Genomic DNA, 13200 nt, shown 5'->3' with positions numbered 1-13200 from the left:
GCGAGGTGAGACGAGCGACGTGATCCTCCCGAGCAGGCGCGCGGCGCGGGGCAACCTGCCGGCCGACGTCTCCAGTTTCGTGGGGCGCGGGCAGGAGATCAGCGCCGCGCGTGACCTGCTGACCAGGACCCGTCTGCTGACGCTGACCGGTGCCGGCGGGGTCGGCAAGACGCGGCTCGCGCTGCGGGTGGCAACCGAGGTGCGGCGGGCGTTCCGCGACGGCGTGTGGCTGGTGGAGCTGGAGACGTTGCGGGAGCCGGAGCTGGTGCCGCACGCGGTGGCGGCGGCGTTCGGGCTGGAGGACAACACCGTCGGCTTCGGCTGGGCACCGCGCTCGCACCCGGACGTCGTGCTGGACCACCTGCGGGACAAGCAGGCGTTGCTGGTGCTGGACAGCTGCGAGCACCTGGCCGTGGCGTGCGCCGGGCTCATCGCCTCGTTGCTGGCGTGCGCTCCCGGGCTGCGGATCATCACCACCAGCCGCCAGCCCCTCGGAGTCGCCGGCGAGCACCTGCTCACCGTGCCGCCGTTGTCGCTGCCGGACCGCGACCGGACACCGCCGCCGGACGAGCTCTGCCGGTACGAGGCGATCACCCTCCTGACCGAACGCGCCAGGGCGGTCCACCCGGCGTTCGCCGTCACGCCCGAGAACGCGGCCGCGGTGCTGCAGCTCTGCCGGCGGCTCGACGGCATTCCGCTCGCGATCGAACTGGCGGCGGTGCGGCTGCGCGCGTTGTCGGTGCTCCAGGTGCTGGAGCGGCTGGACGACCGGTTCCAGATGCTCACCGGACGCCACCAGACGCTGTGCGCCGCGATCGACGGGAGCCACGAGCTGTGCTCGCCGCGGGAGCGGCTGCTGTGGGCTCGGGCGTCGGTGTTCGCCGGCGGTTTCGACCTCCGCGCGGCCGAGGAGGTCTGCGGCGGTGCCGGGATCGAGCCCGCAGAGGTCGTCGATCTCGCGACGGGCCTGGTGGACAAGTCGATCCTGACGCGGTGCGAGGAGCAGCGCGGGCAGGAGCCCCGCTACCGCATGCTCGACGTCCTGCGGCGGTACGGCCTGGAGAAGCTGCGTGCGGCCGGCGAGGACCACGCGATGACGGTCAGGCACCGCGACTGGTTCCTGCGCCTTGCGGAGGAGGCCGCGGCCGGCTGGTTCGGCCCCGACGAGCGGGCGTGGATGGACCGGCTGCGCAGTGAGCACGACAACGCGCGCGCGGCGCTGGAGTTCTGCCTGTCCGATCCCGGCAGTCTCGAGGCGGGTCTGCGGATCGGCGGAGCGCTGTGGTGCTACTGGGTGCCCGGCGGTCTGCTGGTCGAGGGACAACAGTGGCTCGATCGCCTGGTGGCTGCGGCAACCGAGCCGAGCCGGGCACTCGGGGTGGTGTTGTGGGTGTCCGGCTGGGCGGCCTCCCACGCCGGCGACCTCGTCGCCGCGGAGGCCAGGGCCGAGCAGTGCCGGCAGCTCGCCGCGCAACTGGGCGACGCGCGGCTGGAGGCCTACGGCCTGCAGGTCGCCGGGCTGGGAGCGTTGCTGAAGGGAAATCTGGAGCAGTCGCACGAGCTCTGCGCGCGGTCCTGGGAGCGGCACGTCGCGCTGGGCGAGCTCACCAGCCCGGCGCTGAAGGTCCTGACGAAGCTCAGCCTGGTGGCGTCGATGACGGGAGACGTCGACCGGGCCGTCGCCTACGCCGAAGAGTGCGTGGACCTCAGCAGGCGGCACGACGCCCGGTGGGTCTACTCGTGGGGCCTGGTGCTGCTGGGCCTCGCGCTGTGGCGGCGCGGCGACGCCGAGCAGGCGATCGGGCCGCTGCGCGAGAGCATCAGGGTCAAGCTGGAGCTCAACGACCTGTTCGGGCTCGGCATGGGCGGCGAGTACCTGGCGTGGGCGCTCACCACCACCGGACGGCACCGCGAGGCCGCCCGGCTGTTCGGCGTGCTGGAGCAGCTGTGGCCGACGGTGGGCATGCCGCTGATGGGACTCGCGCAGCTGGTCGAGTTCCACGAGCAGAGCGTGGCCACGGCCCGCGCCGCGCTGGGCGGCACCGCGTACGCCGAGGCGGCCGGGCACACCGCGTCCCATCCGTTGCAGGCGCTGGAGAACCTCCCGTGCGGCGACACCGCGCCTCGCCCGTCCCGGCAGGACGAGAAGTCGTGGGCGCCGCTCACCCGGCGCGAGCAGGAGGTCGCCGCGCTCGTCGCCAAGGGGCTGTCCAACAAGGAGATCGCGGCCAGGCTGGTGATCTCCCAGCGCACCGCGGAAGGTCACGTCGAACGCGTGCTGGTCAAGCTCGGGATGACCTCCCGCACCCGGCTCGCAGCGTGGGTGCATCAACGCCGGTGAGCACATCGCTGGGGGCTCCGCCGGCGTTGGGTTCCACGCCGAGCAGCCGCAGGTAGGCGAGCAACGGCTGCGCGTGGCTGTGCAGGTTGGCCACGGGATAGGCCTGCATCGCGACGCCGAGCTCCGGCAGTGCCCACGTCTCGCCGGGCCGGTCGCTCTCCGGCGCGAGGTAGCAGTCGGGTCCGGACAGCGTGCCGGTCCACGTGCCGGGGTAGGCGGCGGAGTGCGCGTGCAGGGTCATCCGCCGCCACTCGTCCCACGCCAGGTCGGGGTCGTAGCGGGCAGCCGCCCAGATCAGCGTCATGTTGACCGAGAACCACACCTGGCCGGGCCTGCCTTCGGGAACGGGCCACCGCGACCGCGCGCCGAGCGGTGATCCGGCGCGGCACGTCTCGTCGATCGTGCGCAGCAACGCCCGCGCCTGCTCGGGTGTGGCCGCGCCGCACAGGATCGCCCACGGCTGCACCTCGAGCCACAGGTCGTTCTCCCCAACAGGCCCGCCACCAGGGGCGTGCGCACGCCGGAACCACCGGCCGTTCCACTCGTTCGCGACCCGCTCACGGAGATCGGCGGCACGCTGCCGCGCCTCGGCGGCAGTGGCCCGGTCGCCGAGCCGTTCCGCCAGCCCCGCGTACACGGGCAGCACCCAGGCCGCCATCGCCGAGTTGAGCACCGACTCGCCGCGCTCGATCATCAGCTCACGGTCCACTTCGGACTCGCTGATCGCGAGGTCGTTCCAGTCGGCGTTCAGGATGCGGACGTGCCCGTGCTCCCCCACGCCGACCTCGTCGACGAAGAAGCGGAACTGGCGCCGCAGGTTCTCTGCCAGCGCAACCGGCTCGGCCCCGTGGCACGGGTGGTACGGCACCGGCCGGTCGAACGCCGCGAGGTCCCCGGTGGCCGCCGCGTACTCGGCGGCCAGCCAGAGCGCCCACAGGTTCTGGTCGGACGGCCGGAACAGCCGGGTCCACGGCTGCTTGCGGCCGTCGAGCGCGTACGGCAGGTCACCGTCCGGGCTGCCCCAGGCGCAGGTGTTGCGAAGGACCGACAGCGCGAGGTCCGGTTCGAGGTGGACGAGCGGGAGCGCGTGCTGCAGCGGATCCCTTGCCGCGCCGTTGAAACCGTGCCGGAACGAGTACGCGGACCCCTGGTCGAGCGTGTGGCCGCCGAGCACGCCGTCCGCACAGGCGCCGCCGGTGAGCAGCGCCGCGTGCCAGGGGATCTCGATGGCCGCCTCCGGTGCCCGTGGGGCCGTCGCCGAGGGGAGCCGGTCGCGCAGGCCCGCCAGACTGGAGGCGTACCGGGCCGCGGGATCCTCGAATCCGTCGAACAGCCCGAACCGGAACCACACCGTCGTCCGCCCGCCCGGTGGCAACGAGACCTCGACGGCGACCGTCAACGGCCCGTCCACGGTCTCCACCCGCTCACCACCGAACTCCTCCAGCGCCACCACGGGTGCGTCCGCCGGAGCAACCTCGCGCGACGGCCCGAACTCCAGGTCCACCAAGCGCGGCCGCACCACCCACTTCTCGGTCAACGGCCGGCGCAGCGCAACCGCACCCCGGTTGACCACGTCAACCCGGATCAGCACCCACGGCACCGCACCTTCCGGGCACAGCACCGTGCGCTCGACCTCGGCCTCCTCGTCGGCGACCGCCACCCGGAAGAAGGTCGGCCCGAACAGCTTGGTCCCGGCTTTGTCCGTGGACAGCGCACCGAACCGCCCGACACCGGTGCGCTCGGCGATCCAGCGGCACCCGAGGTGCTCGTCCCACACCCCGGTGAGCCCGTCGCTGTCGGCCACCAGGGTGATCCGGCGGTTGCCCACGTGAACCCGATGCGCCGACGACGGCGGGTCGATGATCGGATCCCAGGGCTGAGGGCCCGCCCGGTACTCGAACGCGGGCAGGCCCTCGGCCGTCGTCCACACCCCGAACACGCTCACCTGTGAAGCGTTGCGGCAGAACGCAGGGGCGGGCTAGGTCCGTTCAGCGCCAGAACCTCGCAACCGGTCTCCCCTGTGCCCGACCAACTCCCGCAGCAGGGGCGGGCCGGATCCGTTGAGCGCCACAACCTCGGCCGACGCTCACCCGCCCAACTCCCGCAACACGAGCGAGCGGGACCCGATCAACGCCACAACCCCGCCAACGGAGTCCCGTCCGCGCACGCAACCCACAACACCGGCGGGCCCGCCCCACTCAGCGCCACAACCCCCGCCAACGGACTCCCGTCACCGCGCCCAACTCCCACAAACTGACGGCCCCGAGCCACTCAGCGCCAGAACCTCCGCCGACGCTCTCCCGTCTGCCCGGCGAACTCCCGCAACACCTGCAGTGCCCGTGCCCACAACTGGTCCACGTCACCGGCGGCCGTGAGCTCCGCAACCAGGCGGCGCAGCGGCTCGTACGCGGACCCCTGCCTGGAGCCGACGAGCATGCCGAGCCGGCTGGCCAGATCCGCCAGCAGCTCCCGGCGTTCCCAGCCGGGCCGGCCAGCGTCCTTCTCGAGGCGCTGAACCTCCAGCGCCGCGATCTCGCGCAGTTCCGCCGGGTCGTCGGGCACCGGTGCGGCACCACCACCCCCAGGAACCAGCTTCGGCCCCGCCGCCCGGAGGAGACGAGCCTGCGGCGCGGCGGGGAACCCTGCAGGAGCGGCGGGCGGCGGCGCGCCGAACCCGGCCGGCGCGGCCATCGCGACGGGGAAGGCGGGCATCGGCGCGGCGAACCGCGGCGTCTCCCAGCCCGCGGGCTGCTCGACCGGCTGCACCACGCGGTGCACCGTGCCGTCGGACACCACTCGCTCGTCCACCGCGACGAACGCGGTGAAGCGGCACAACACACCGAACCGCAGCGAAGTCTCCACGATCGGCGCCTCCACCGCCCTCTCCCCGCTCGCGTACCGGTCTTCGAGGTCACGCAGCGCGGCGCGGGCCCACTGCGCGCGGACCGCGGGCTCGGTGTGGTGCTGCACGGCGACCGTCTCCTGCCAGTCCGCGCCGTCCCTGGTCCGGCCGCGCACGGTGAACGACTCCGGGGCCTGCGCGGTGTAGCGGCCGAGGACCACCAGCGGTACACCGGGATAGATGGCCGAGGGCGGCTTGGGCAGCGAGGACGATGGTGTCACCACCACGTCGGTGATCACCGGCGCACCGATCCGGCGCTGGATGTGCGTCATCGCCTCGTCCAGGCGGTCCTCGCTCTCGACGAGCTCGCACCGGCCGGCACCCCTGGCGGCCAGCCTGCCGAGGAAGCCCGCGTTGACGGCCGTGTCGATGCCGACGGCGTGCACCCTCGTCCGGTTGATCACCGGTGCCATGTCGCGCAGGATCTGGTCCTCGTTGCCGACCTGCCCGTCCGTGACGAGCACCAGGACGGGGTCGCGCTCGGAGCTCGCATCGGCCAGCAGCCCGAGCCCCTGCCGCAACGGCTCGAACAGCTCGGTCCCGCCGCGGGCCTGCACGCCGGCCAGGTGCTCGACGGCGCGGAAGCGGTGGCGGTCGGTGGCCGCGACGAGTCCCGTGCCGAGCTCGGCAGGCCGTTCCACGCGGTCGTCGAAGGTGATCACGGCGAAGGTGTCGTCGGCGGTGAGCGTGTCGACGATGCGGGCGGCCGCGCGCCTGGCCGCGACCATCTTCCAGCCCGACATGCTGCCGGAGCGGTCGAGCAGCAGCACCACGTCACGAGGGCGGACCGGGGTAGCCGGGTCCGGTGGCAGGACCGTCAGCTGGTAGGTACCGCCGTCGTCGTCGGGCACGCACACGGCCGCGGAGCTGTTGCCCGCGTACTCCAGGCGCAGCACGAAGTCCCGGTCGACGCGCTCCCCCGGCACGACCGTGACGGTGTCACCCTCGGCCACGACGGTGTGCAGGCTCGACCGCACCTCGCCGAGCTCCAGACCGGCCGGGTCGATCCGCACGCCGATGCCCAGCCGCACGGGGTTCGGGAATCCCGGCAGCAGCACCGGCGGAGTGATCCGGGAGGCGTCCGGCACCACGTCCGTGTCGTCCGCGTACCCGTCGCCCACCGACGGCCCCGGCAGCGGCGTGCCCGGCACGTACCGGGGTGCGACCACCAGCGGGAACCGGAACGTGGCAGCGCCGTCCTCGAACACCAGCGGCCCGACCAGGCTCAGCTCGACGGTCACCCGCTCACCCGCCGGGATGTTGCCGACCCGCATGGTGAAGACGTCGGGCCGTTCCTCCTCGACGATGGACGCTCTTCGGCCGGCAGCTATCGCTTCGTCGTAAGCCTCCCGCGCGGCACCGCGTTCCTGCAGCTCGGCCTCGACCGTGCGGTCCCCGGCGGTCATCTTCATGCCGATCACGGCGGCGCGATCCGGGAGCGGGAACACGTACGTCGCTTCGAGAGCCGTGTCGTGGGAGTTCACGAAACCGGTCGTCAGCACGACGCGGCCGACCAGGCCGGTGATCGTCGCGCGCACGTCGAGGCGTTCCAGCGGCAGGTTGCCGCGTTCGGTGTGCAGCGCACCGACACCCGCGTCCTCACTCGTCCCGCCGACGCGGTCCAGTTCGGGAGCCTTCATCGGGGCGACGGAGAAGGTCATGACGATTCCCTTTCGTTCGTGAGCAGGCCACGGGCGGCGAGCAGGTCGAGCAACGGCCGGGCGGCGGCCGCGATGTCCGCGCAGTCGGCGGCGGCCGGCACACCCGGCACCAGGAGAACGGCACCTCCACCGAGCGCGACACCGTTCAGCGGAGCCGCCGGCGGCGCTGGGGCGGGGGTGGCGACGGGTTCGGCCCAGAACCGCGGGCGGACGGCCTCCGCCGGTGGCGGTTCACCGGGTTCGAGCAGTCCTTCCGGCACGCGGGCGATGGCCGCCAGCGTGGTGTCGGTGGCGCCCGCGAGCTCGGCCTGGACCTCGGCCAGCGTCCTGCCCTGCGACTGCAGTCTCTTCACGGCCACGAGCTGAAGCAGGTGGCGCTTCTCGTACAACGCCGTCCGGCCGCGCATCGCGGACGGCCGGTCGACCAGCCCGGTCGTCGCGTACCAGCGGACTGCCCGCCGATCGGGCACGTCCCGCACCCTGCCGTTGGGCGCGCCCGAGTACTCCGCCGTGAGCGCGGCGGAGACACGTTCCAGCAACTCGTCGAGCGTCCACACACCCCGATACTGACACTGCAATCGTTACAGTGTCAACGTTGCAGCCCGGAGTAACCTCACGAGTTGCTGAGCGTGACCAAACCTGCATGAGGGGGCACGGAATGAGAGGCTTGGCAATCCTGGCAGCACTCCTGCTGCTCTTATCCCCGTCCGCAGCCGCTGCGGCAGCGGTGGTCGTGGACTCCCACCGCCCGGTCTTCTGGAAGGGCGAGGTGCGCAAGTCCGATCCGCGGCTGCGCGATGTGCCCGAATGCCGGACCAACGGGTGCGACCGCGCGTTCGTCTCCGTCCGGCTGCCCGCCGGTCTGCGGGCGAAGGCCGGCGGCGTCGAGCTCGCGATCCAGGCGGTCGGCGCCACTCCGGACGACAGTCTCGGGTTCGCCGTCTACCAGGGGTCGCGGCGCGTGGCACTCGCCGACGCGCAGATCGGCCCGGCTCGATCGGTGTGGCTGCCGAAAACCACCGCGCGCTACACCGTTTACGTCTTCTACAACCCGTTCGTACCCGAGCTGGGGTCGGACGTCGTCCGGTACGAAGGCCTGCTGGAGAACGAGAACTCGCCCAGGCCGTCTCCGCGCGAGCTCCTGCCGGATCTCGAGGCACTCCCCCAGCGGTACGCGACGTTCGAGACGCCACCGCCGTTCTTCGACGACGTCGCGGCGCCCGGCTCGTCGTGCTTCCGCAGCGAGGTGGAGGAGCAGAACGCCCGCAAGTGCCTGCGCTTCGGCCAGGCGATGTCGAACGTCGGTGAGGGTCCCGTCGACGTGCGGTACTCGACCCCGGCCGGCCAGCGCCCGCACGAAGTCCCGGGCTCACAACGCATTTATCGCGCTGACGGGACGTATCGCGACGTGCCGTCCGTCGGGGTCATGCACTATCACGAGATCCACCACCACTATCACTTCGAGGACTTCTCGGTCTCCAGGCTGGAGAACTCGGCCGGTGCCGTCGTCGCCACCGGGAAGAAGAACGGCTTCTGCATGGCCGACACCGAGATGCCCTGGTGGGCGCGCAAGGGCAACGCGCCGCAGAGCTATCCGGCGCCGCGCTGCCTGGACCCGGAGCCGTCGTCGCCACCCGGTGTCGACGCGTTCAAGAACGGCATCTCACGCGGGTGGGCCGACGAGTACTGGTGGGCACTGCCCGACCAGATGATCGAGGTCAGCGCGCTCGCGGATGGCACCTACACGCTGGTCACCCACGTCGACCCGAACGACAAGATCCGCGAGACCGGCGAGGGCAACAACTGCGTCCGCATCCCGATCACGCTGTCCGGACTGGCCACCGCCACCCCGAAAGCCGTGCTGGGGACCACGCCGAAAACCTGCTGAGGTTCACGCCGGGTGACCCGGTAGGGTGCCGCGGGTGACCACGGACAAGGTCGGCCACAACACCCTGCACAGCAACGACCACAGGGCCGAGCTGGGCCGGCTCAAAACCAAGAAACTGCAGATCCAGTACGCGCTGGAGCACATGCCGCGCGGGAGCACCGTCGAGGAAGTACGCGCCTGGCTGGGCGAGCACGGGCAACCGGCGCCCAGCCGGCCGTACACCGCGCCGATCGTCAACGAATGGCGCGCCCGCAACGGTGTGACGGACACGAGCGGACACGTGCCGCTGACGCCCGAGCTGATCGCACAGCTGGACGAGGCGGACGGCGGCACGCCCGCCGAACCGGCGAAACCCGCCGGTGCCAAGGGTTTCTACGCGGTCGCGGTGCTGAGCATCGGCGTCAGCGTGGACACCTCGTGGAGGTTTTTCGAGCAGCGCCTGGGAATCACCGACGTCGTCGAGCGGGTCGTGCTGTTCTCCGTGATGGAGGCGGCGCTGATCGCGTGCGGCTGGGCCATGCGCGCGGGCGTGCGCGGGAACGGCCGTCCTGGCCCTGCCCGCCTGGTGGCGTGGGCGCTCACGGCGTTCGCCGCGTTCGCCGCTCTCAGCCTGTCCGGTCCGGTCGCGGGTACCGCCCGCGTCCTGCTCGGACCGGTGCTGGGCCTCGTGATGCTGCACCTCGCGCTCGGCATCGAGATCCGCGCGACGCGTCAGCGCACGACCACCTGGGCCCGAGTGGGCCGTGAGCTCCGGGAACGCCTGTTGTCGTTGCTGGGCTTGGGAGACGACCACCGCGACGCGGTGGCGCGCACCCGCGACCGGGCGGCGCTGCGTGCAGCCAAGCTGGCGCTGGCGAGTCGGTGGACGCCGTTCCGGACGAGGCGCCTGCGCAAGGCTCTGCACGCCTCGCACGTCGCACACGACCCAGTACAATGCGACCGGATGCTGCGCGAACTGGGCGTGCTTCAGCACGCGCACAAGCTCGCCGAGACCACCCAGCCGTCGCCATGGTGACGTTCACCGACGACGCCGGGCTCGCCGCGGAGATCGCCGAGCTGGTGAACCGGGTGTACGCCGAAGCCGAGGCGGGACTCTGGCTCGACGGCGCCGCCCGGACGAGCGAAGCCGAGGTGGCGGACCTCATCCACGCTGGACAGATCGCGGTGGTCCGAGCGGGCGAGCGCGTCGTGGGCGCGGTGCGCGTCCAGCAGCTCGGCGACGGCCTGGGCGAGTTCGGGATGCTGGTCGCCGCCCAGGAGGAGCGCGGCACCGGCCTCGGCAGGGACCTCGTGTCCTTCGCCGAACGGTGGGGCCGCGAGCGCGGTCTCTCCCGCATGCAGCTGGAGCTGCTGGTGCCGCGGACCTGGAACCATCCGGTCAAGGACTTCCTGCGGGCCTGGTACACGCGCATCGGCTACCGCGTGGTGCGCACGGGCGACCTCGGTGAGGACTACCCGGCGCTGGTGCCGCGGCTCGCCTGTCCGTGCGACTTCCTCGTGTTCCACAAGGCGCTGTGACCCAGGTCTAACTTTGCTTTTCCATAGCCAGTAGCTACTGTGCTGGCTATGGCTACCACTAGTCAGACTGCCGTCATCGTCGACGCCGTCCGCACTCCGCTCGCCAAGGGCAAGCCCGGCGGCGCCTACGCCGAGATCCATCCCGTCGACCTGCACAGCACGGTCCTCGCCGCCCTCGTGGAGCGCACCGGTATCGACCCGGCCGCGGTCGACGACGTGATCAGCGGAGCCGTGGGCCAGGTCGGCGAGCAGTCCGGCAACACCGCCCGCTGGGCCGCGCTCGCCGCCGGTTTTCCGGAGTCGGTGCCGGGTGTGACCGTCGACCGCCAGTGCGGTTCCAGCCAGCAGGCCCTGCACTTCGCCGCGCAGGGCGTGATCGCCGGCGCCTACGACGTCGTCATCGCCTCCGGTGTCGAGTCCATGAGCCGCATCCCGATCGGCTCGCAGACCCTGGGCAAGAACTTCGCCGGTACCAAGGTCTCCGAGCGCTACGAGCTCATTCCCCAAGGCATCAGTGCCGAACTCATCGCGGACCGCTGGAACCTCTCCCGCGCCCAGCTCGACGAGTTCTCCGCCGAGTCCCACGACCGCGCCGCCACTGCGTGGAAGAACGGGTTCTTCGACGCGCAGGTGACGTACGTCAACGACCTGCGCACCGACGAGACGATCCGTCCGGACACGACGGCCGAGGTCCTCTCCGGGCTCCGTCCCGCGTTCCGCAGCGAACACTGGGAGCAGCGGTATCCGGACCTGGACTGGCGCGTCACCGCCGGCAACAGCTCACCGGTCAACGACGGCGCCGCCGCCGTGCTGGTGACGAGCGAGGAGGCGGCCACCCGCCTCGGCCTCCGCCCGCGTGCCCGCGTCCATTCCTTCGCCGTCGTCGGCGACGACCCGGTGCTGATGCTCACCGGCATCATCCCGGCCACCCGGAAGGTGCTCACCCGCGCCGGCCTGACCATCAACGACATCGACGTCTTCGAGGTCAACGAGGCGTTCGCGTCCGTCGTGCTGGCGTGGCAGGCGGAAACCGGTGCCGACCCGGCCAAGGTCAACCCGACCGGCGGCGCCATCGCCATCGGTCACCCGCTCGGAGGTTCGGGCGCCCGCCTGATGACCACGCTGCTCCACAACCTGGAGCAGACCGGTGGCCGCTACGGGCTCCAGGTCATGTGCGAGGCGGGCGGACTCGCCAACGCGACCATCGTCGAGAGGATCTGACATGCCCCCGCGGCAGCGCAGCTACGACTGGAGCGACCCGCGGATCCTCGCGCAGGCCGCCACCGAGATGGACGGGATCGAGTTCCTCAAACGGATCGGCACCGGCGACCTGCCACCCCTCCGGCCGGTCAGACCACCGGCATCGTTCCCGTGGAGGTCGGTGACGGGTGGGCGCGTTTCGAGCTCGAGCCCGCCGAGTGGCACTACAACGTGATCGGATCGGTGCACGGCGGCATCCTGTCGACGCTCGCCGACACCGCGCTCGGCTGCGCCATCCACACGAAACTGCCGGCCGGCACCGGCTACACGTCACTGGACCTGACGATCAAGTTCACCCGAGTGGCCACAGTGGACAGTGGCGTGCTCACCTGCGAGGGAACGGTGATCACGATCGGCCGCCGCACCGCCACCGCGCAGGCCCGCATCACCGACAGCTCGGGCAGGGTGATCGCCCACGCCGTGACGACGTGCTTGATCATCCCTTCCGGTTGATCCGGACGGCCAGCCCCTCCGGCCCGAGCGACTCGGCGCCGGACGGGGCGACCCGCACGCTGACGGGCTCTCCGGTCTCCGCCGCCACGACCCGCAGCGGCCCGCCGTCGTCACGCAGGTAGGTGTCGCCCCACTGCATGAGGGCTACGACCACCGGCAGCAACGCGTTGCCCATCTCGGTCAGGACGTACTCGTACCGGGTCCGCGATCCGGGCTCCCGGTAGGGCCGCTTCTCCAGCAGGCCGTGCTCCACCAGTTCCTTGAGCCGCTTGGCCGCCACCGCCTCGGTGATGCCGACGCGGCGCACGAAACCGTCGAACCGCGTTGTCCCGTAGAACGCCTCCCGCAGCAGGAGCATCGCCGACTTGGTGCCGACGACGTCCAGCGCCATGGCCATGGAACACCGGTCCGGCTGCCACTTGTCCAGCGCGGCCAGCGGCCCGCTCATCTGCATGGGCATGCGGGAAGCCTACACCTGACTAGCGTTGAGCATACCCAGGTGTCAGCTCTCCCAGGTCACCGGCGACTTGTCGTAGCCGTCACCGCGGCTGTACTCGGCTGCCGCGACCTTCGACCCGTCCGGCGCCCCGCTCAGCACGCACGTCTCGTAGGTCGCACCTGCCGTCGTGAACGTCTTCGGCGCGCTGGTGGACTCGCACTTCGGCGTCTCACCGCTGATGATCACGCCGGTGCCCTTGCCGTCCACACCGAGGCCGCGCAGCGACACCGAGACGTACCTGAGGTCGGTGCCGCTCAGGTTCTCGACTCGCACCCGCAGGTAGAACGGCGTGATGTGCTTCGCCTTGTCACCGAACTTCGCGAGATCCTCCTTCGCGCCCTGTTCGATGGCGGTGAGCGTGACCGCCACGGTGCCGTTCTTGTCCGACGAGGCGTACGGGATCACCGCGCGAGCGCCGACCTTGAGCTTGGTGCCGGGCGCGGTGACGTCACCGGGGGCGGAGACCGGTGCGGCGGCGGACGTAGGGCTCGCGCTGGTCGTCGGGGTCGCGCTGGTCGTCTCCACGGGAGCCGGTGCACCGGTGGTCGCGGAGCCGCACGCCGACAGGAGCAGTCCTGCGGCGGCGGCGATGATCAGGGGGCCACGGGCGTGCGTCACTGCGGAACTCCTCTGGGCGGAACCTGGGGTCGCCGAGGAGGCTAGGTCGCGGCTGGTGGC

11 protein-coding genes are annotated in these 13200 nt (G+C 71.6%); 6 read left to right on the top strand and 5 right to left on the bottom strand.

The features are described from left to right. Nucleotides 1-19 precede the first annotated feature (19 nt). Complete coding sequence (locus tag ABFX45_RS04955) at nucleotides 20-2341, top strand: ATP-binding protein (RefSeq protein ID WP_346127944.1); 2322 nt, start codon at nucleotides 20-22, stop codon at nucleotides 2339-2341. Here ABFX45_RS04955 and ABFX45_RS04950 read toward each other — a convergent pair. From ABFX45_RS04950 to ABFX45_RS04940, 3 genes are all read right to left on the bottom strand, one after another. After that, entirely contained in the window at nucleotides 2283-4286 is a 2004-nt protein-coding gene (locus tag ABFX45_RS04950; RefSeq protein ID WP_346127942.1) for a GH36-type glycosyl hydrolase domain-containing protein, read from the bottom strand. The genes ABFX45_RS04955 and ABFX45_RS04950 overlap by 59 nt on opposite strands. A 326-nt stretch (nucleotides 4287-4612) precedes the next feature. Further along, nucleotides 4613-6904 (bottom strand): VIT domain-containing protein, encoded by a 2292-nt coding sequence (locus tag ABFX45_RS04945; protein WP_346127940.1) that lies wholly within the window; start codon nucleotides 6902-6904, stop codon nucleotides 4613-4615. Continuing rightward, entirely contained in the window at nucleotides 6901-7461 is a 561-nt protein-coding gene (locus ABFX45_RS04940) for a MerR family transcriptional regulator (RefSeq protein ID WP_346127938.1), read from the bottom strand. Before ABFX45_RS04940 ends, ABFX45_RS04945 begins: the two co-directional genes overlap by 4 nt. Nucleotides 7462-7562: 101 nt before the next feature. Between ABFX45_RS04940 and ABFX45_RS04935 the strand changes: the two genes are divergently transcribed. From ABFX45_RS04935 to ABFX45_RS04915, 5 genes are read left to right on the top strand one after another with little or no spacing between them, the layout of a single operon-like run. Beyond that, the gene (locus ABFX45_RS04935; RefSeq protein WP_346127936.1) at nucleotides 7563-8792 is read left to right on the top strand and encodes a lysyl oxidase family protein; all 1230 of its coding nucleotides are present in this window, start codon (nucleotides 7563-7565) and stop codon (nucleotides 8790-8792) included. 34 nt (nucleotides 8793-8826) lie between these two features. Beyond that, nucleotides 8827-9807 carry a hypothetical protein gene (locus ABFX45_RS04930; protein ID WP_346127934.1) on the top strand — a complete coding sequence of 327 codons (981 nt, stop codon included), beginning with the start codon at nucleotides 8827-8829 and terminating at the stop codon, nucleotides 9805-9807. After that, complete coding sequence (locus ABFX45_RS04925; protein WP_346127932.1) at nucleotides 9801-10310, top strand: GNAT family N-acetyltransferase; 510 nt, start codon at nucleotides 9801-9803, stop codon at nucleotides 10308-10310. Before ABFX45_RS04930 ends, ABFX45_RS04925 begins: the two co-directional genes overlap by 7 nt. Nucleotides 10311-10358: 48 nt before the next feature. Then, entirely contained in the window at nucleotides 10359-11531 is a 1173-nt protein-coding gene (locus ABFX45_RS04920; protein ID WP_346127930.1) for a thiolase family protein, read from the top strand. Between the two features lie 27 nt (nucleotides 11532-11558). Then, complete coding sequence (locus tag ABFX45_RS04915; RefSeq protein WP_428834085.1) at nucleotides 11559-12023, top strand: PaaI family thioesterase; 465 nt, start codon at nucleotides 11559-11561, stop codon at nucleotides 12021-12023. On the opposite strand, the gene ABFX45_RS04910 is transcribed toward ABFX45_RS04915, so the two are convergent. Then, nucleotides 12007-12483, bottom strand: coding sequence for a winged helix-turn-helix transcriptional regulator (locus ABFX45_RS04910; RefSeq protein WP_346127926.1), 477 nt, complete (start codon nucleotides 12481-12483; stop codon nucleotides 12007-12009). The genes ABFX45_RS04915 and ABFX45_RS04910 overlap by 17 nt on opposite strands. Nucleotides 12484-12525: 42 nt before the next feature. Continuing rightward, nucleotides 12526-13140 (bottom strand): hypothetical protein, encoded by a 615-nt coding sequence (locus ABFX45_RS04905; RefSeq protein WP_112225330.1) that lies wholly within the window; start codon nucleotides 13138-13140, stop codon nucleotides 12526-12528. Nucleotides 13141-13200: the final 60 nt, after the last annotated feature.

This window comes from Lentzea roselyniae (assembly GCF_039537795.1).
Lineage (GTDB): Bacteria > Actinomycetota > Actinomycetes > Mycobacteriales > Pseudonocardiaceae > Lentzea > Lentzea atacamensis.
Note: the sequence above shows the minus strand (reverse complement) of the source record. Positions and strands in the feature narration are given on the sequence as shown.

Excerpts from the sequence above, each read along its gene's own strand:
- ABFX45_RS04945 (WP_346127940.1), bottom strand. The coding sequence starts at position 6,904 with ATGACCTTCTCCGTCGCCCCGATGAAGGCTCCCGAACTGGACCGCGTC.
- ABFX45_RS04935 (WP_346127936.1), top strand. The coding sequence starts at position 7,563 with ATGAGAGGCTTGGCAATCCTGGCAGCACTCCTGCTGCTCTTATCCCCG.
- ABFX45_RS04925 (WP_346127932.1), top strand. The coding sequence starts at position 9,801 with ATGGTGACGTTCACCGACGACGCCGGGCTCGCCGCGGAGATCGCCGAG.
- ABFX45_RS04920 (WP_346127930.1), top strand. The coding sequence starts at position 10,359 with ATGGCTACCACTAGTCAGACTGCCGTCATCGTCGACGCCGTCCGCACT.
- ABFX45_RS04910 (WP_346127926.1), bottom strand. The coding sequence starts at position 12,483 with ATGCCCATGCAGATGAGCGGGCCGCTGGCCGCGCTGGACAAGTGGCAG.